The following is a 17,330-nucleotide window of genomic DNA, read 5'->3' as shown; positions in this document are numbered from 1 at the left end:
AGAACCGTGACCCTGCTCCCGCTCCAGGCCGTCCTGTTCGACATGGACGGCACGCTCGTCGACACCGAGCGGCTGTGGTGGGAGGCGGTGGAGCGGGTCGCGGCCGGACTCGGCCGACCGCTCGGCGGCGGCGACCGGCCGGACGTGCTCGGCCGTCCCGTGGAACACACGGCCGACTGGCTGGCCGGGCTCACCGGCGCCCCGGCGGGGGACGTGGCCGCCGAGCTGCACCGGGAGTTCGCCGACCGGGTCCGCGGCGGCGTCGTGCCCCGCCCGGGCGCGGTCGACCTGCTCGACGCCCTCGCCCGCGACGGCGTCCCCACCGCGCTGGTGACCGCGTCCCCGCGGGCCATCGCCGACACCGTCCTGGAGGTACTGGGCGCCGCCCGGTTCGCGGTCTCCGTCACCGCCGACGACACCGAACGCACCAAGCCCGCGCCCGACCCTTACCTGGCCGCGTGCCGGGCGCTCGGAGTCGACCCCGGCGGCTGCGTGGCCGTGGAGGACACTCCGACGGGCGTCGCCTCCGCCGAGGCGGCCGGGTGCGTGGTGCTCGCCGTACCGTCGCTCGCGCCGATCGAGGCGGCGCCCGGGCGGACCGTGCTGGCCAGCCTGGAGCAGGTCACGCCCGAGCGGCTGAGGTCCCTGCTGACCCGCGAACTGCGCGTGATGACCTGGAACCTCTGGCTCGGCGGGAGCATGGTCGACGATCACCGGGCCAAGCAGCTCAAGGCCGTCGTGGAGAGCGGAGCCGACGTGGTGGGTCTGCAGGAGACGGGCGGCACCGCGGCCCAGGAGCTGGCGGAGGCACTCGGCTGGTACCACCACCGGGCGGGTGAGAACCTCGGCGTCATCAGCCGCCACCCGATCACCGCCCGCTTCGGTGACCCCGACGTGGGCTTCTACGGAGCGGCGGGCGTCCGCATCCGACTCGGCCACGGGTGCGAGGTCGACGTCTGGACGGCCCACCTGGACTACACGCCGTACGGGCCGTACGAGTCCGCCTTCGACGGCCTTGCGGCGGCCGAGCTGATCGCCCACGAGGGGGAGCGGCTGGCACAGATGCGGGACACACTGCGCAGGATCGGGGAGTCGGCGGACAGTGGCGTTCCGGTGGTGCTCGTCGGCGACTTCAACTGCCCCTCTCACCTGGACCGGCCCGACGTCGCCTGGCCGGTGACCAGGGCGGCCGAGGAGGCGGGCCTCAGCGACTCCTACCGCGAGGCGCACCCCGACCCGGTCCGCGACCCGGGCCACACCTGGTCCCCGATCCACCCCGTGCACGAGGACGGCAGCGGACGCCCCGAACCGCAGGACCGGATCGACTACGTGCTGCACCGTGGGCTCACGGTCCTGGACTCACGCACGGTCGTCACGGGCACTCCGCGCCCGTGGCCGGACGTCGCCGGCAACGACTGGCCCTCGGACCACGCCGCGGTGCTCACCACCTTCGCCGTTGCGCGGACCGCCTGATCCGGGGCGGCCCCGGCGACCGTGGCCGCCCCCCACCGTCTTCGCGGTCGACGGCCTCCACCGGCTGAGCCCGGTCGAGGACCGCTGCCCGGGCAGCTGCCGCTCGCCCATCGGGCTGACGGTCCCCCCACGTCACAGCAGGGCCCGGCCACGGGGGCTGCGGGCAGCAGGCGCCTCGGGGGGACGCAACGAATCGCCGCCCTCCCGCCGGCGGACGCAACGATTCGCCCATCGGCGCGCAACGGCTCCTCCTTGTCGGGCCCCAGGCGCCGACCGTACGGTCTAACCGACCCCCGAACCCCCTTCCGCACCGGTGGAGAAACACGCATGCGCACCGCCCTGCTCCAGAGCTCCGGACGTCCCGGATCGGTCGGCGAGAACCTCAAGGTCCTCGACCAGGCCGCGGGACGCGCCGCCGCCGCGGGCGCGGGGCTGCTGGTCGCGCCGGAGATGTTCCTCACCGGGTACGCGATCGGCGGTGACATCGACCGGCTCGCCGAGCCCGCGGACGGCGACTCGGCGGACGCGATCGCCGAGCTCTCCTCGCGGCACGGTCTCGCGGTCGCCTACGGCTACCCGGAGCGGGACGGCCAGAGGGTCTTCAACTCCGCCCAGCTGATCTCCGCGGACGGCTCCCGCCTCGCGAACTACCGCAAGACCCACCTGTTCGGCTGCTTCGAACAAAGCCACTTCACCCCGGGTGACCAGCCGGTCGTCCAGGCGGACCTCGACGGTCTGCGCGTCGGCGTCATGATCTGCTACGACGTCGAGTTCCCGGAGAACGTCCGCGCGCACGCCCTGGCCGGCACCGACGTCCTGGTCGTGCCCACGGCGCAGATGCATCCGTTCCAGTTCGTCGCCGAGTCCCTCGTGCCGGTGCGGGCCTTCGAGAACCAGATGTACGTCGCCTACGTCAACCGGGTCGGCAGGGAAGGCGAGTTCGAGTTCGTCGGGCTCTCCACCCTGGCCGGTCCCGACGGGATCGCCCGGGCCCGGGCCGGCCGCGGCGAGGAACTGGTCCTCGCCGACGTCGACCCCGTCCACCTCGCCGCCTCCCGTGAGGCGAACCCGTACCTGAGGGACCGCCGCCCCGGCCTGTACGGGTCCCTGGTCTGACCTTCGGTCCTCCCCGAACCCTCCCCGAGTTCTTCCCGCGCAAGGAGTCCGTACCCCATGACGTCCACGGTGCCCAACGCCGTCGAGCACGCAGACGAGCAGCAGCCGCCGATCACCATGTTCGGCCCGGACTTCCCGTACGCCTACGACGACTTCCTCGCCCACCCGGCGGGCCTCGGCCAGATACCCGCGACCGAGCACGGCACCGAGGTCGCGGTCATCGGCGGCGGCCTGTCCGGCATCGTCGCCGCCTACGAGCTGATGAAGATGGGCCTCAAGCCCGTCGTCTACGAGGCCGACCGGATCGGCGGCCGGCTGCGGACGGTGGGTTTCGAGGGGTGCGACCCGTCGCTCACCGCCGAGATGGGCGCGATGCGCTTCCCGCCGTCCTCGACGGCCCTGCAGCACTACATCGACCTGGCGGGCCTGGAGACCAGGCCGTTTCCCAACCCGCTCGCCGAGGCCACCCCGTCGACCGTGGTCGACCTCAAGGGCGAGTCGCACTACGCCGAGACGATCGACGATCTGCCGCAGGTCTACCGCGACGTCGCGAACGCCTGGAACCGGTGCCTGGAGGAGGGCGCCGACTTCTCCGACATGAACCGCGCCATCCGTGAGCGGGACGTCAAGCGCATCCGTGAGATCTGGTCCAAGCTCGTCGAGAAGCTCGACAACCAGACCTTCTACGGCTTCCTCTGCGACTCCGAGGCCTTCAGGTCCTTCCGGCACCGCGAGATCTTCGGCCAGGTCGGCTTCGGCACCGGCGGCTGGGACACCGACTTCCCGAACTCCATCCTGGAGATCCTGCGAGTCGTCTACACCGAGGCCGACGACCACCACCGCGGCATCGTCGGCGGCTCCCAGCAGCTGCCGCTGCGGCTGTGGGAGCGCGAGCCCGAGAAGATCGTGCACTGGCCGCACGGGACCTCCCTGAAGTCCCTGCACGTGAACGGCGAGCCCCGCCCCGCCGTGACGCGGCTGCACCGCACGGCGGGCAACCGGATCACGGTGACGGACGCGAACGGCGACATCCGCACCTACCGGGCGGCGATCTTCACCGCGCAGTCCTGGATGCTGCTGTCCAAGATCCAGTGCGACGACGCACTGTTCCCGATCGACCACTGGACGGCCATCGAGCGCACCCACTACATGGAGTCCAGCAAGCTCTTCGTGCCCGTCGACCGGCCGTTCTGGCTCGACAAGGACGAGGAGACGGGCCGTGACGTGATGTCGATGACGCTGACCGACCGGATGACCCGCGGCACCTACCTCCTCGACAACGGCCCGGACGGCCCCGCCGTCATCTGCCTCTCCTACACCTGGTGCGACGACAGCCTGAAGTGGCTGCCGCTGTCCGCCAACGAGCGGATGGAGGTCATGCTGAAGTCGCTCGGCGAGATATACCCGAACGTCGACATCAGGAAGCACATCATCGGCAGCCCGGTCACGGTCTCCTGGGAGGACGAGCCCTACTTCATGGGCGCCTTCAAGGCCAACCTGCCCGGCCACTACCGCTACCAGCGGCGCCTGTTCACGCACTTCATGCAGGACCGGCTGCCCGCCGACAAGCGGGGCGTCTTCCTCGCGGGCGACGACATCTCCTGGACGGCCGGCTGGGCCGAGGGAGCCGTGCAGACCGCGCTCAACGCCGTGTGGGGCGTGATGCACCACCTCGGCGGCGCGACCGACCCGGCCAACCCCGGCCCCGGCGACGTCTACGACGAGATCGCGCCCGTCGAACTCCCCGAGGACTGAGCCGCCTCCGGGACGGTCACACCCCGGCCGCCCGCGCCTTCTCGTACACCTCCGCGGCGACGTCCTTGAGCTCCTGGGCGTCCCGCGGGGTGGACTGGAGGTCGAGGAGGATCTCCTCCAGACCGATCGACGTGTAGGGGACCAGGTCTTCGACGATCTGGTCGACGCTGCCCCGGAAGGGCCGGCGGTCGGCGCCGTCGTAGGCCTTGGTCCGGTGCTCGGCGTTCACCCGCAGGACGGTCCGCAGGGGCTCCGGGCGGCCGCGCTCGGCCGCCAGATCCTGCAGTTCCTGCCACCGGGTGGCGATCTGCTCCACTCCCATGCCCACCGGCAGCCAGCCGTCGGCATGGTCGACGAGCCGGGTCAGAGCCTTCCTGTTGCTCGCGGCGAGCAGGATCGGGATCGGTCGGGCAGGCTTGGGACCGACCACCGCGGACGTGATCTTGGTGATACGGCCCTCGTAGCGCACCGGATCCGGGCCCCACACCGCCCGGCACACATCGATCACCTCGTCCAGCACCCGGCCGCGCTCCTCGATCGGGCGGATGCCCGCGGCCGCGTACTCGTCCAGGGACCAGCCGGTGCCGAAGCCGGCGATCACCCGGCCGCCGCTCGCCGCGTCCAGCGAGGCCAGAGCCTTGGCCAGCTGGAACGGCTGGTGCAGCGGGGCGACCAGCACGCTCGAGCCGAGCCGGACCCGCTCGGTGGCCGCCGCGGCCAGGGTGAGGGTGACCAGGGGGTCGGCCACATTGCGGTACGAGTCCGGCCAGGGCAGGCCCTCGATGCCGTAGAGCCCCTGACCGGCGGGCTCCGGGTACAGGGCCCGCTCGTAGACCCACAGGCTCTCGTAACCGATCTGCTCGGCGGTGCGGGCCACGTCGGGCACGTCCTTCCCGATGCGGTACTGCCGGTTCTGCGGAAGGCCGAGTCCCAGCCGAGTCGCCATGCCTGTGCTCCTTCGCAAAGGGGTCTGCGCGAATCAACGTGCAGCGGTCTCAAGGGAGTCCCGGCACGGCAGGCGGGGTCGGCCGGGTCGATGCGGTAGTGGTGTGAGGAGCATCCGGCCGGCGAACCCCACGGCCGCGTCAAGGCGCTGCTCGAACTCGTCGGCGACCTCGGGCAGTTCCCGCAGCGCCCACAGGGCGCGGGCGGCCGACCAGGCCGCCTCGCGTGCCCGCTCCAGGCTCCACGCGCCGACCAGATGGGTCAGCGGATCGGCGATCTCGAGCAGGTCGGGACCGGGCATGAGGTCGTCGCGGATGCGCTCCTCCAGCGCGACGAGGATGTCGCCCACGCGCTCGAACTCGTCCTCCAGACCGGCCGGTTCGCAGCCGAGCGTACGACAGGCGTCCACGACGGCGAGCGCCAGGTCGTGCCCGATGTGCGCGTTGATGCCCGCCAGCGCGAACTGCAGCGGCCGTACGCCGGGATGGCGGCGAAGCTGGAACAGGGGCCGCCAGCAGGCCGGGACCGATGTGCCTTCGGCCACGGACAGGTACCGCTCGGCGAACCGGACGTCCAGCGTGATCGCCTGCCGTCGATCGGCGAAGTACCCGGCGTCCAGGCGCCGGTCGACCTCCTCGGTGACGGCGAGGTAGACCCGGTTGAAGACCGCGACGCCGTCGTCTTCCGGCCAGCTCTCACCGAGCGCGCGCATCCGTGTGACGACCGTGTCCACTTCCGTCGTGCACTGCTCCGACCGCACCATGAGGGCAGAGTTCCAGCCCCGGGCCGACCGGAGCAGCGACGGCCCGCGGACTTCCCCGGAACGGGGGACGGCACCGATGGGCCATGAGGGGGACGGGGGAGCGGTACGAGCGGGAGGTGTCGGGCTCACGTGCCCGGCGGTCGGCCGAGCGCCGGGCCGCCCGCAGGCGGCGCGCCGGAACGGCACGGCGCCCCCCGCGAACACCGCGCCGGTCGCGGTGGCGCTGGTGCCGCCCCGCGCCCGGATCAGGGCACCGGCGTGAGCGCCGTCCGACGCGATGACCGGCTGAGCGATCGCTTACCATGGACGTGCTCCGCGCCGCAGCGTCGCGAGCGCCTCACCAGGTCCTGCCGAGGAGCACCGCCCGTGACCGTCGAAGCCCAGGCCGCGCCCGTCCTGTCGTACGGCAGGCTGATCCCCGTCACCGTCCACTTCGACGACCTGGACGCGCTCGGACTGCTGCACAACGCCCGCTACCCGGTCATGGTCGAGCGCGCCTGGTCCACCCTGTGGCAGGAGCGCGGCTTCCGCTTCGAGGGCGACTGGGAGGCGGCGGGCGACTTCTGCAACGCCGTCAGGGAACTGCGGATCAGCTACGAGGCCCCGGTCGCCAAGCCGGGCCCGTACGCCGTGCACCTGTGGCTGGAGCGGCTCGGGAACACCGGTCTCACCTACGGCTTCCGGTTCTGCTCGGCGGACGGGACGGCGACGTACGCGCACGGTACCCGGGTCCTGGTCCGGCTGGACGCCTCGACCCTGCGGCCGACCTCGTGGAGCGAGCGGTTCAGGGACGCGGGTCGCGAACTGCTGCGCTCGGCGGACTGACCGTCGGCCGGTCGCGGTCGCCGGTCCGGAGGACGCCCGCGAACCCCGCGAGCCCGCACGCCAGCACCGTCACCAGGCCGAACGACACGACCAGGCTCGTGGCTTGGGCCAGAGCGCCGATGGCGCCCGGCGCGACCAGGCCCGATGTGTACGTGATGGTGGCCACGCCCGCGATGGCCTGACTCGGGTTGGGGCCGCTGCGGCCCGCCGCCGCGAAGCACAGCGGGACGACGACCGCGATGCCCAGACCCATCAGCGCGAACCCGCCCATGGCGAGAGCCGGCTGGTCCGCGACGACGATGAGCAGCCCGCCGAGCGCGGCGAGGACGCCGCTCAGCCGCACGGTGCGCACCGCCCCGTAGCGGTCGACCACCTTGTCGCCCGCGATCCGCGCGAGCGCCATGGTGAGGGTGAACCCCGTCGTGCAGGCGGCGGCCAGACCGGCGGAACTGTCCAGCTGGTCGCGCAGGTAGACCGCCGACCAGTCGAGGCTCGCGCCCTCCGCGAACACCGCGCAGAAGCCGACGGCGCCGATGAGCAGGGCCGACCTGGGCGGCAGCGCGAAGCGGGGCGGCGGCTCCTCGCCCTCGGCCGGCTGCAGGTCGAGGACCCAGGTGCAGGCGACGAGACCCAGCACGGTCAGCGCCGCGGCGGCCAGGGCGTGGTGCAGCCGGGCGTCCGAGCCGAGGTGGGCGGCGAGCGTGCCGGCCGCCGAGCCGATCAGGGCGCCCGCGCTCCACAGGCCGTGCAGTCCGGACATGATCGACCTGCCGAGACGGTTCTCCACCTCCACGCCGAGCGCGTTCATCGCGACGTCCGCCATACCGGCCGAGGCGCCGTACGCGAACAGCGCCGCGCACAGGGTGGGCAGGTTGGGGGAGAGGGACGGCAGGACCAGGGACAGTGTCCAGAGCGAGATCAGCCCGCGCAGCGCCGTGCGGGAGCCGAAGCGGTGGCTGATCCGGCCCGCGAGCGGCATCGCCAGGGACGCCCCGAGGGCCGGGAACGCGAGGGCGATGCCGAGCCGGCCCGCGCACGCGGGTGGCGAACGAGCCGGTGACGGCGCCGTGCACGGCGAACACCGCCGCCACGGCGTACCGGGCGCGCCGGACCTCGCGTTGTCGGCTCGATTCGCTCATCCCGCTCATTCTCGGGCCCTCCCGGCTGTGTCCTCCCCGCGCGCCGACGTAAACTATCAGGAACCCTGCCTGATAGATACGGTGCCGAGGCCGCGCCGGGGCGGCGCGGTCACCGATCTGGGAGGATCCCGGCATGCCCGCATCCCCGAGCACCGCCCGGGCCATCAACGACCGGCTCGCCCTTCGCCTGCTGCAGCAGGAAGGCCCTTTGACGGCAGCGCGGTTGAAGCAGCTGACCGGACTGTCCCGGCCCACGGTCGCCGATCTCGTCGAACGGCTCACGGCCGCCGGACTGATCGCGGTGGTGGGGGAGTCGGGCGAGCAGCGACGTGGTCCGAACGCGCGGCTGTACGGGATCGTCGCCGACCGCGCCCACCTCGCGGCCCTGGACGTGCGCACCGAGAGCGTTTCCGTCCTGGTCTCGGACCTGCTGGGCGGGGTGCTCGCCCGGGCGTCCGTACCGATCGGCGGCGACACCGGCACCGGGCCCGCGGTCGAGCAGGCGGTGCTGCTGGTGGAGCGTGCCGCGAAGGAGGCCGGTGCCGACAGGCTGCACACGGTCGGGATCGGTGCGCCCGGGCTCATCGACCCCGCCACCGGCGAACTGCGCGACTCCGCGGGGCTGCCGGAGTGGCACCGCCGACTGGTCGCCGCGCTCCAGGAGCGGCTGCCCGCCAGGGTGATCGTGGAGAACGAGACCAACCTCGCGGCGCTGGCCGAGCAGCGCGAGGGTGTGGCCCGGGACCGCGACACCTTCGTCCTGCTGTGGCTGGGCCATGGCACGGGTGCGGCGGTCGTCCTGGACGGAGCACTGCGGCGCGGTGCCTCGGGCGGCACGGGGGAGATCGGCTTCCTGCCGGTCCCGGGCACCGGCACCCTGCCGTCGGCGACGGACTGCGAGGGCGGATTCCACTCGCTGGCGGGGGCGGCGGCGATCGTCGAACTGGCAGGAGAGCACGGGCTGTCGGCGGGGCCGGACGCGCCCGAGCTGCCGGCGGCGGCCCTGGTGAGGGGCGCGGTCGCGGCCCTCGCGCCGGGCGGCGGGAGCGAGGTGGCGGGCGCCGCCCTCGCCGGGCGGGCCGGCCGTTTTCTCGACACCCTCGCCGACCGGCTCGCCATCGCTGCCGCCTCCGTCGCCGCCGTCCTCGACCCCGGCTGTGTCGTGCTCGGCGGCGAGGTCGGGCCGGCCGGCGGGGACGCCCTCGCCGCGCGGGTCGCGGAGCGCCTGGTCCGCCTGTCACCGCTGGCCACCGAGGTACGCGCCGGCACCCTGGGCGGCGGCGCGGTCCTGCGGGGGGCGCTGCTGACGGCACGGGACGGAGCCCAGGAGGAGCTGTTCGGCCCGCTGGAGCGGTAGGCGGCCGTGCCGCCTGTGCGTGCGGAGGTCCGGCGGCGGGCAAGGGCCTTCGTCGCCGCCGCCGGGCCGTTCGAGGACGGTGTACGGCGCCGCGACCGCCGACCCCAGGAGGGCTGGACCAGGCCCGTCGAGAGGTGTGGACCAATTTCAAATGCCGCTCGAAGCGCGCCGGTTGGCCCCGGCGGCGGGGCGTCCCCTGCACCTGTCGTGGGAGATGTCCGGCATGTGAACATGTGAGGGACCGCACAGTAGTTCACTCGTTTGATCACCCGTGGGTCGTGGCACACTGGGGCTGTACCAGAAGCAGCGCACTCCGGGGTCGGTGAAAGTCCGAACCGGCGGTTAAAGTCCGCGACCCGGCCGCTTCCAGCGGCCGGTTGACCAGGTGGAATTCCTGGACCGACGGTTAAAGTCCGGATGGGAGGCAGTGCGCGGCGGGCGGGCATTCGTGCGCGCCGCCGTCTCGGCTCGTCCATGTGGACGGAGCCCGTCCGGCGTCGCCCCGGTGTCCTCGCCCGTGTCTGCTGTCGTCATCGACAGGCCCCGGAGTCCATGCCCGAACAAGGCAGGAGGACCCGGGAAGTGTTCACCGGAATCGTCGAAGAGCTGGGTGAGGTCACCGCCGTCGAGAACCTCGGCGACTCCTCCCGCTTCCGGGTCCGTGGACCCGTCGTCACCGAAGGCGCCCGTCACGGCGACTCCATCGCGGTCAACGGCGTCTGCCTCACCGTCGTGGAGCACGAGGGCGACGAGTTCACCGCCGACGTCATGGCGGAGACCCTGAACCGCTCCGGCCTCGGCGTCCTCGCCGTCGGCTCCCGCGTCAACCTCGAACGCCCCACGGCCGTCGGCACCCGTCTCGGCGGCCACATCGTGCAGGGCCATGTCGACGGCACCGGCACGGTCCTGGAGCGCAAGCCCTCCGAGCACTGGGAGATCGTGAAGATCTCGCTCCCGGCGGACCTCTCCCGCTACGTGGTGGAGAAGGGCTCCATCACCGTGGACGGCATCAGCCTCACCGTCGTCGAGACCGGAGGAGACCACTTCTCCGTGAGCCTGATCCCGACCACCCTGGCGCTGACCACCCTCGGCCTCAAGCGACCCGGCGACCCGGTCAACCTCGAGGTCGACATCATCGCCAAGTACGTCGAGAGCCTGCTGGCCGGTCAGGGGGCCACCAAGTGAACTGGCTGAACTCCGAGGCGTTCACGCTGTTCGGCCAGCACATCAAGTGGTCCGACATGATCGGCAACGTGATCGGTCTGCTCGGCCTCGTCTTCGGCTGGCGGCGCTCCCTGTGGAGCTGGCCGGTGCAGTTCCTGTCCGGGCTGATCCTCTTCGCCGCCTTCGCCACGGCCCACCTCTCCGGCAGCGCCGGCAAGCAGGTCGTCGTGATGGTCGTCGCCGTCTACGGCTGGTGGCAGTGGAACCGCGGCAGGGGCCGGGCGGAGGACGGCCACATCGCACCGCGCTTCGCCACCTGGCGCGAACGCGGCATCCTGGCCGGCGCCGCGGCCGTGGGCACCCTCGCCGTGGCCGGCCTGTTCACCGCCTACCCGGCACTGTCGTGGGACCCGTGGCCGGACGCCTACATCTTCGTGGGCACGATCGTCGCCATGTACGCCCAGGCCCGCGGCATGGTCGAGTTCTGGTTCGCCTGGCTGCTGGTCGACGCCGTCGGCGTCCCGCTGAACTTCGCCAACGGCTTCGCCTTCTCCGGATTCGTCTACGTCATCTACGGCGCACTCGTCCTGTGGGGCATGCGCGACTGGTGGCTGCGCTCCCGCAAGGCCGCGCGGCCCGTCCTGGAAGGAGCCGCCGCATGAGCACGGCACCGGTGCTGTACAGCACGGACGACATCGAGGACTTCGCGCTCGACCCGGTCGAGCAGGCCATAGCCGACATGGCGGCCGGCCGCCCGATCGTGGTCGTCGACGACGAGGACCGCGAGAACGAGGGCGACCTCGTGATCGCCGCCGAGAAGGTCACCCCCGAGATCGTCGCCTTCATGATGAGCGAGTGCCGCGGCCTGATCTGCGCCCCCATGGAGGGCGAGGAGCTGGACAGGCTGCGGCTGCCGCAGATGGTCGACGAGAACTCCGAGTCGATGAAGACCGCCTTCACGGTCTCCGTCGACGCCTCCGGTGCCCACGGCGTGACCACCGGTATCTCCGCCTCCGATCGCGCCACCACGCTCCGGCTGCTGGCGAGCGGCACGGCGGAGCCCTGCGACTTCGTCCGCCCCGGCCATGTCTTCCCGCTGCGTGCCCAGCCCGGGGGAGTGCTGGTCCGCAACGGCCACACCGAGGCCGCCGTCGACCTCGCCCGGCTCGCCGGGCTGCGCCCGGCCGGCGCGATCGTGGAGATCGCCGGCGAGGACGGCCATATGCTGAGGCTGCCCGAGCTGATCCCGTTCGCCCGCAAGCACGGCCTGACGATCATCTCCATCGAGGACCTGATCGCCTACCGCCGCGCCGCGGACGAACCGACCGTCCGACGGGAGGCCGAGGTCCGGCTCCCCACCGCCCACGGCACCTTCACGGCGTACGGCTACCGGTCCACCGTCGACGGCGTCGAGCACGTCGCCCTCGTGCACGGCGAGATCGGCGACGGCGAGGACGTCCTGGTGCGCGTCCACTCCGAATGCCTCACCGGCGATGTCTTCGGCTCCGCGCGCTGCGACTGCGGACCCCAGTTGGAGGCGTCCCTGCAGCGCATCCAGGCCGAGGGCCGGGGCGTGGTCGTCTACCTGCGCGGTCACGAGGGACGCGGTATCGGACTGATGTCCAAGCTGCGCGCGTACGAACTCCAGGAGCGCGGCCGTGACACGCTGGACGCCAACCTTGAGCTGGGTCTGCCCGCCGACGCCCGGGACTACGCCGCGGGCGCGCAGATCCTGAAGGACCTCGGCGTGAGCAGCGTGCGGCTGATGACCAACAACCCGGACAAGACCGACGCCCTGCTGCGGTACGGCCTCAGGGTCACCGCCCGGGAGCCGATGCCCGTCAAGGCGGGTGAACACAACCTCCGCTACCTGCGCACCAAGCGGGACCGGATGGGGCACGACCTGCCCTGGCTGGACACGACGGCCGTGTCCACCTGCGGCAACCAGTAACAGAGCACTGAGGAGAGACGTGAGCGGCAAGGGTGCACCGGAGCTGTCCGTACGCAATGTGAGCGACCTGCGGGTCGCCGTCATCGCGGCGCAGTGGCACGACAAGGTGATGGACGGTCTGGTGGACGGCGCGCTGCGCGCCCTGCGCGAGCTGGGGATCGACGAGCCGACCCTGCTCAGGGTCCCCGGCAGCTTCGAGCTGCCGGTCGCCGCCAAGGTCCTCGCCGGCCGTGGCTACGACGCGATCGTCGCCCTCGGGGTCGTCATCCGTGGCGGCACCCCCCACTTCGACTACGTGTGTCAGGGCGTGACCCAGGGCCTGACCCAGGTCTCCGTCGAGACCGGTGTCCCCGTGGGCTTCGGCGTGCTGACGTGCGACACGGAGGAACAGGCCCTGGACCGCGCGGGCCTTGAGGGCTCCGCCGAGGACAAGGGGCACGAGGCGGTGACCGCGGCGGTGGCGACCGCCGCCACGCTGCGCTCAGTATCTGAACCCTGGCACTGAGGTACGGTCCTCAGCGCGTAGGGTAAGGACCACCATGTCCAAGAAGACGTTCGAGGAGCTCTTCACCGAGCTCCAGCACAAGGCCGCCCACGGCGATCCCGCCACCTCCCGCACCGCCGAGCTGGTCGGCAAGGGCGTCCATGCCATCGGCAAGAAGGTCGTCGAAGAGGCCGCCGAGGTATGGATGGCCGCCGAGTACGAGGGCAGGGAGGCGGCTGCCGAGGAGATCTCCCAGCTGCTGTACCACGTCCAGGTGATGATGGTCGCGCGGGGAATCTCCCTGGACGACGTCTACGCCCACCTCTGAGCCAAAAACCGAATACGCGTACACCCAGACACCCGTACGAACGAAGGAAGCCGACCTCATGCTGCGCATCGCCGTCCCCAACAAGGGTTCACTGTCCGGCCCTGCGGCGGAGATGCTGCATGAGGCCGGCTACCAGCAGCGCCGGGAGTCCAAGGAGCTGAGGATCGTCGACCCGGAGAACGAGGTCGAGTTCTTCTACCTCCGCCCCCGCGACATCGCGATCTATGTCTCCTCCGGCCGCCTCGACATCGGCATCACCGGCCGTGACCTGCTCATCGACTCGGGGGCGGGCGCCGAGGAGATCCTCCCGCTGGGCTTCGCCCGCTCCACGTTCCGCTACGCCACCAAGCCCGGCACGGCGCACGGCGTGGCGGACCTGAACGGCATGACGATCGCCACCTCCTACGAGGGCATCGTCGCCAAGCACCTCGCGGACAACGGCATCGACGCCTCCGTCGTCCACCTGGACGGCGCGGTGGAGACCGCGGTCCAGCTCGGCGTCGCCGAGGTCATCGCGGACGTCGTCGAGACCGGCACCTCGCTGCGCAACGCCGGCCTGGAGATCATCGGCGAGCCGATCATGAAGTCCGAGGCGATCGTCATCCGCCGCACCGGCGCCGACACCGAAGAGCCCAAGGTCCAGCAGTTCCTGCGCCGCCTCCAGGGCGTGCTGGTGGCCCGGACGTACGTGATGATGGACTACGACTGCCGTGTCGAGCAGCTCGAGAAGGCCGTCGCCCTCACCCCGGGCCTGGAGTCCCCGACCGTCTCGCCGCTGCACAACGAGGGCTGGGTCGCCGTGCGGGCCATGGTCCCGGCCAAGGAGGCCCAGCGGATCATGGACGACCTGTACGACATCGGCGCCCGGGCCATCCTCACCACGGCCATCCACGCCTGCCGCCTCTGAGGAACCGCGCACCGATGTCGGACCAGCTCACCCTCCCCGTCACCTTCCGGCCGGCCCGCACCCGCGTCGTGCTGCTGACCGCCGGTGCCGCGATACTCGTGGTGATCACCACGGTCGCGGTGCTCCTGGACCCGCTCACCCCGGCGGAACGCCTCAGCTTCATCATCACGGCGGCCCTGCTGTTCGGAGGGCTGCTGCTGCTCGCCCGGCCCAAGGTCGTCGCCGACGAGAGTGGAGTCACCGTCGTCAACATCGCCAGCCGACGCCACCTGGAGTGGGCGGAAATCGTCCAGGTCAACCTGCGTCCCGGCGACCCATGGGTGTTCCTGAACCTCAGCGACGGCACGAGTCTGCCCGCCCTCGGCATCCAGCCGGGCATCGCCAAGAAGCGCGCCATCGAGGACGCGCACGCCCTCCGGACGCTCGCCGAGGCCCGCTCCACGGTCCGTCCCGAACGACATCGGGGCTGACTCCGGGCCGTCCACCCTGCCGCACAGGGCGATGTCTTGATTAATCTGGTGGCGGAGGCGCTTTACGTGGCGCCTCCGCCCCTGAGGTTCCACCCGGTGCTCAGGGGTTCCTGCTACCCGAGGAGTGACTCCCCCCGGCGATGGACGGATCGTCCTGCAGTACCTGCGCCGCCCCCTGCCGACATAGCGCGGACCGAACCCACGAGGTTCGCGTGAACGCGGAGGCGGCGGCATCATGACCATCCCCCTGCTGCTCCTCGGGGCGGCGTTCCTGCTGATTCTCGCCAACGGTTTCTTCGTGGCGGCCGAGTTCGGGCTCGTCACGGTCGAGCGCCCGGACGCCGAGCGGGCCGCGGCCGAGGGCGACCGGCGTGCCGGTACGGTCGTCGAGTCGCTCAGGGAGCTGTCGTTCCAGCTCTCCGGCACCCAGCTCGGCATCACCATCACCTCGCTCGTCGTCGGCATGCTCGCCGAACCCGCGCTGGCCGAGGTGCTGCACGCCCCGTTCGCGCTGATCGGGCTCCCCGAGGACGCGGCGAGCGGTATCGCAGTGGTCGTCGGCATGCTGCTCGCCTCGGCCGCACAGATGGTGATCGGTGAGCTCGTGCCCAAGAACTGGGCGGTGTCCCGGCCTCTCCAGGTCGCCCGCTTCGTCGCGGGCCCCCAGCACCTGTTCTCCCGGCTGTTCCGGCCGGTCATCGCGGCCCTGAACGCGGTCGCGAACCGCCTGGTGCGGGCCCTGGGCGTGGAGCCCGCCGAGGAACTGGCCTCCGCGCGCACCCCGGGTGAGCTGGTCTCGCTGGCCCGCCACTCCGCGCAGGCCGGCGCACTGGAACAGGACACGGCCGACCTGTTCGTCCGCACGCTGTCCCTGGGTGAGCTGACCGCTCAGCACGTGATGACCCCACGGGTCAGGGTGAGCGCGCTGCAGTCGTCCGCCACCGCGGAGGACGTGGTCAACCTGACCCGGGCCACCGGTCTGTCCCGGTTCCCGGTCTACCGCGACAAGATCGACGAAATCGTCGGCATGCTCCACCTCAAGGACGCTCTCGCGGTCCCGTCCCACGAACGGCTGCGCACGCCCGTCACCCGGATCGCGCAGGCACCCCTGCTGGTCCCGGAGACGCTGCCCGTGCAGCTGCTCCTGGAGCTGCTGCGCAGCCAGCAGCCCATCGCCGTCGTCGTCGACGAGTACGGCGGCACGGCGGGCGTCGTCACCCTGGAGGACATCGTCGAGGAGCTGGTCGGCGAGGTGCGCGACGAGCACGACGGCCTCGACCTGCCGGAACTCGCCGCCGCGCCGCCCGAGGAGGGGCGCCCCGCATGGGACGCCGACGGCAGCTGCCGGGTCGATGTCCTCAAGCGGATAGGCCTGGACGTACCTGAGGGGCCGTACGAGACCGTCGCCGGACTGGTCGCCGACCTGCTGGGCCGCATCCCCGCCCCGGGTGACCGGGCCGAGCTGCCTGGCTGGCGGCTCACTGTCCGTCAGGTCGGGCACTACCGCGCCGAGCGCGTCAGGCTCGTGAAGCTCGCCGACGCCGCCGCACCGGCTGCGGAGGCGCTGCGATGAGCCTGCTCCAACTCGTCTTCGCGGCGCTGCTGGTGCTCGTGAACGGGTTCTTCGTCGGCGCCGAGTTCGCGCTCGTGTCCGTCCGCCGCAGTCAGATCGAGCCGCTCGGGACCGCCCGGGCCCGACAGGTGCTCTACGGCCTTCAGCGGCTGCCGCAGATGATGGCCGCGGCCCAGTTCGGCATCACGGTGTGCTCCCTCACCCTGGGCGCCGTCGCCGAGCCGACCGTGGCTCATCTGCTCGAACCGGCGTTCGCGGCTGCGCGTCTCCCCGACGAGATCGTCCATCCGCTGGGCTATGTGATCGCGCTCGCCGCGGTCGTCTTCTTCCACCTGGTGATCGGTGAGATGGTGCCGAAGAACCTGGCGATGGCGGCCCCGGAGAAGGCCGCGCTGTGGCTGAGCCCGGGTCTGGTGGCGTTCGCGCGGCTGTGCCGTCCGGTGACGGTCACGCTCAGCGCCTGCGCCCGGGTGATCCTCAAACTGTTCCGGGTCGAACCGAAGGACGAGGTCGAGGCCGCCTTCACCAGTGAGCAGCTCAACCAGCTCGTGGAGGACTCCGGCCAGGCCGGCCTGCTCGACCCCGAGGAGGCGGAGCGGCTGGAGGACGCGCTGGAGCTGGGCTCGCGCCCGGTCACGGACGTCCTCCTGGACCCGGACCTGCTGGTCACGGTCGAGCCCACGGCGACCCCCGGCGAGGTCGTGGCCCTCACCGCGCGCACGGGTTACTCACGCTTCCCCGTGGTCGCGGAGAACGGCGGCTTCCAGGGCTATCTGCACGTCAAGGACGTCCTCGACCTCGAGGAATCAGAACGGGCGGTGCCGCAACAGCTCTGGCGGCCCATGACGACGCTCGCGGCGGAGCTCCCGCTGGACGACGCCCTGACGGTGATGCGCCGGGCGGCCACCCATCTGGCCCAGGTGGCGGACACCTCGGGCCGGGTCCTGGGCCTGGTCGCGCTGGAGGACGTGCTCGAACTGCTGGTGGGCGAGGTCAGGGACCCGGCCCACCGGGAGACGCCGCCTCAGCCGCGCATGGCGGAACCGGCACCCAGGGAAGCGGTCCCCAGCTGACGCCGGG

Annotated in this window: 16 protein-coding genes, 1 pseudogene and 1 riboswitch; of the genes and pseudogenes, 14 read left to right on the top strand and 3 right to left on the bottom strand. The window is 71.9% G+C overall.

The window, feature by feature from the left end:
• Positions 1 to 6 precede the first annotated feature (6 nt).
• From AC5WS8_RS11275 to AC5WS8_RS11265, 3 genes are all read left to right on the top strand, one after another.
• Positions 7 to 1,473, top strand: coding sequence for an HAD-IA family hydrolase (locus AC5WS8_RS11275; RefSeq protein ID WP_496103198.1), 1,467 nt, complete (start codon positions 7 to 9; stop codon positions 1,471 to 1,473).
• A 327-nt stretch (positions 1,474 to 1,800) separates the two neighbouring features.
• Entirely contained in the window at positions 1,801 to 2,589 is a 789-nt protein-coding gene (locus AC5WS8_RS11270; protein WP_496103197.1) for a carbon-nitrogen hydrolase family protein, read from the top strand.
• Between the two features lie 57 nt (positions 2,590 to 2,646).
• Positions 2,647 to 4,344, top strand: coding sequence for a flavin monoamine oxidase family protein (locus AC5WS8_RS11265; protein ID WP_496103196.1), 1,698 nt, complete (start codon positions 2,647 to 2,649; stop codon positions 4,342 to 4,344).
• A gap of 16 nt (positions 4,345 to 4,360) precedes the next feature.
• On the opposite strand, the gene AC5WS8_RS11260 is transcribed toward AC5WS8_RS11265, so the two are convergent.
• Both AC5WS8_RS11260 and AC5WS8_RS11255 read right to left on the bottom strand, forming a co-directional pair.
• Positions 4,361 to 5,290, bottom strand: coding sequence for an LLM class F420-dependent oxidoreductase (locus tag AC5WS8_RS11260; protein ID WP_496103195.1), 930 nt, complete (start codon positions 5,288 to 5,290; stop codon positions 4,361 to 4,363).
• A 33-nt stretch (positions 5,291 to 5,323) separates the two neighbouring features.
• On the bottom strand, positions 5,324 to 6,052 hold the full coding sequence (locus tag AC5WS8_RS11255; protein WP_496103194.1) for a DUF5995 family protein: 729 nt from the start codon (positions 6,050 to 6,052) through the stop codon (positions 5,324 to 5,326).
• Positions 6,053 to 6,418: 366 nt separating this feature from the next.
• Here AC5WS8_RS11255 and AC5WS8_RS11250 point away from each other — a divergent pair, with 366 nt between their 5' ends.
• Positions 6,419 to 6,877, top strand: coding sequence for an acyl-CoA thioesterase (locus tag AC5WS8_RS11250; RefSeq protein ID WP_496103193.1), 459 nt, complete (start codon positions 6,419 to 6,421; stop codon positions 6,875 to 6,877).
• Here the strand turns inward: AC5WS8_RS11250 and AC5WS8_RS11245 are convergent.
• Positions 6,837 to 8,016, bottom strand: a pseudogene (locus AC5WS8_RS11245) (MFS transporter). The gene AC5WS8_RS11250 and the pseudogene AC5WS8_RS11245 sit on opposite strands and share 41 nt — an antisense overlap.
• Positions 8,017 to 8,149: 133 nt before the next feature.
• Between AC5WS8_RS11245 and AC5WS8_RS11240 the strand changes: the two are divergent.
• The 10 genes from AC5WS8_RS11240 to AC5WS8_RS11195 all read left to right on the top strand — a co-directional run bounded on the left by AC5WS8_RS11240 (position 8,150) and on the right by AC5WS8_RS11195 (position 17,323).
• Complete coding sequence (locus tag AC5WS8_RS11240; RefSeq protein ID WP_496103192.1) at positions 8,150 to 9,373, top strand: ROK family transcriptional regulator; 1,224 nt, start codon at positions 8,150 to 8,152, stop codon at positions 9,371 to 9,373.
• Positions 9,374 to 9,677: 304 nt separating this feature from the next.
• Positions 9,678 to 9,808: riboswitch (FMN riboswitch) on the top strand.
• Positions 9,809 to 9,955: 147 nt separating this feature from the next.
• The gene (locus tag AC5WS8_RS11235; RefSeq protein WP_496103191.1) at positions 9,956 to 10,558 is read left to right on the top strand and encodes a riboflavin synthase; all 603 of its coding nucleotides are present in this window, start codon (positions 9,956 to 9,958) and stop codon (positions 10,556 to 10,558) included.
• Positions 10,555 to 11,199, top strand: coding sequence for a nicotinamide mononucleotide transporter family protein (locus AC5WS8_RS11230; RefSeq protein ID WP_496103190.1), 645 nt, complete (start codon positions 10,555 to 10,557; stop codon positions 11,197 to 11,199). Before AC5WS8_RS11235 ends, AC5WS8_RS11230 begins: the two co-directional genes overlap by 4 nt.
• Positions 11,196 to 12,488, top strand: a complete 1,293-nt coding sequence (locus AC5WS8_RS11225) for a bifunctional 3,4-dihydroxy-2-butanone-4-phosphate synthase/GTP cyclohydrolase II (RefSeq protein ID WP_496103189.1) — start codon at positions 11,196 to 11,198, stop codon at positions 12,486 to 12,488. Before AC5WS8_RS11230 ends, AC5WS8_RS11225 begins: the two co-directional genes overlap by 4 nt.
• A gap of 19 nt (positions 12,489 to 12,507) precedes the next feature.
• On the top strand, positions 12,508 to 12,993 hold the full coding sequence (gene ribH, locus AC5WS8_RS11220) for a 6,7-dimethyl-8-ribityllumazine synthase (protein ID WP_496103188.1): 486 nt from the start codon (positions 12,508 to 12,510) through the stop codon (positions 12,991 to 12,993).
• Positions 12,994 to 13,027: 34 nt separating this feature from the next.
• On the top strand, positions 13,028 to 13,300 hold the full coding sequence (locus tag AC5WS8_RS11215) for a phosphoribosyl-ATP diphosphatase (protein ID WP_061930286.1): 273 nt from the start codon (positions 13,028 to 13,030) through the stop codon (positions 13,298 to 13,300).
• A gap of 58 nt (positions 13,301 to 13,358) precedes the next feature.
• Entirely contained in the window at positions 13,359 to 14,207 is an 849-nt protein-coding gene (gene hisG, locus AC5WS8_RS11210) for an ATP phosphoribosyltransferase (RefSeq protein WP_496103187.1), read from the top strand.
• 14 nt (positions 14,208 to 14,221) lie between these two features.
• Positions 14,222 to 14,677 carry a PH domain-containing protein gene (locus tag AC5WS8_RS11205; RefSeq protein WP_496103186.1) on the top strand — a complete coding sequence of 152 codons (456 nt, stop codon included), beginning with the start codon at positions 14,222 to 14,224 and terminating at the stop codon, positions 14,675 to 14,677.
• Positions 14,678 to 14,912: 235 nt separating this feature from the next.
• Positions 14,913 to 16,250, top strand: a complete 1,338-nt coding sequence (locus tag AC5WS8_RS11200) for a hemolysin family protein (protein ID WP_496103185.1) — start codon at positions 14,913 to 14,915, stop codon at positions 16,248 to 16,250.
• On the top strand, positions 16,247 to 17,323 hold the full coding sequence (locus AC5WS8_RS11195) for a hemolysin family protein (RefSeq protein ID WP_496103184.1): 1,077 nt from the start codon (positions 16,247 to 16,249) through the stop codon (positions 17,321 to 17,323). Before AC5WS8_RS11200 ends, AC5WS8_RS11195 begins: the two co-directional genes overlap by 4 nt.
• The last annotated feature ends 7 nt before the right edge of the window (positions 17,324 to 17,330 follow it).

The sequence above is a fragment of the Streptomyces sp. PTL18 genome, assembly GCF_059510295.1.
This window is presented reverse-complemented; position numbering and strand designations above follow the sequence as displayed.

Excerpts from the sequence above, each read along its gene's own strand:
- AC5WS8_RS11270 (WP_496103197.1), top strand. The coding sequence starts at position 1,801 with ATGCGCACCGCCCTGCTCCAGAGCTCCGGACGTCCCGGATCGGTCGGC.
- AC5WS8_RS11265 (WP_496103196.1), top strand. The coding sequence starts at position 2,647 with ATGACGTCCACGGTGCCCAACGCCGTCGAGCACGCAGACGAGCAGCAG.
- AC5WS8_RS11260 (WP_496103195.1), bottom strand. The coding sequence starts at position 5,290 with ATGGCGACTCGGCTGGGACTCGGCCTTCCGCAGAACCGGCAGTACCGC.
- AC5WS8_RS11255 (WP_496103194.1), bottom strand. The coding sequence starts at position 6,052 with ATGGTGCGGTCGGAGCAGTGCACGACGGAAGTGGACACGGTCGTCACA.
- AC5WS8_RS11240 (WP_496103192.1), top strand. The coding sequence starts at position 8,150 with ATGCCCGCATCCCCGAGCACCGCCCGGGCCATCAACGACCGGCTCGCC.
- AC5WS8_RS11225 (WP_496103189.1), top strand. The coding sequence starts at position 11,196 with ATGAGCACGGCACCGGTGCTGTACAGCACGGACGACATCGAGGACTTC.
- AC5WS8_RS11215 (WP_061930286.1), top strand. The coding sequence starts at position 13,028 with ATGTCCAAGAAGACGTTCGAGGAGCTCTTCACCGAGCTCCAGCACAAG.
- hisG (WP_496103187.1), top strand. The coding sequence starts at position 13,359 with ATGCTGCGCATCGCCGTCCCCAACAAGGGTTCACTGTCCGGCCCTGCG.
- AC5WS8_RS11205 (WP_496103186.1), top strand. The coding sequence starts at position 14,222 with ATGTCGGACCAGCTCACCCTCCCCGTCACCTTCCGGCCGGCCCGCACC.
- AC5WS8_RS11200 (WP_496103185.1), top strand. The coding sequence starts at position 14,913 with ATGACCATCCCCCTGCTGCTCCTCGGGGCGGCGTTCCTGCTGATTCTC.
- AC5WS8_RS11195 (WP_496103184.1), top strand. The coding sequence starts at position 16,247 with ATGAGCCTGCTCCAACTCGTCTTCGCGGCGCTGCTGGTGCTCGTGAAC.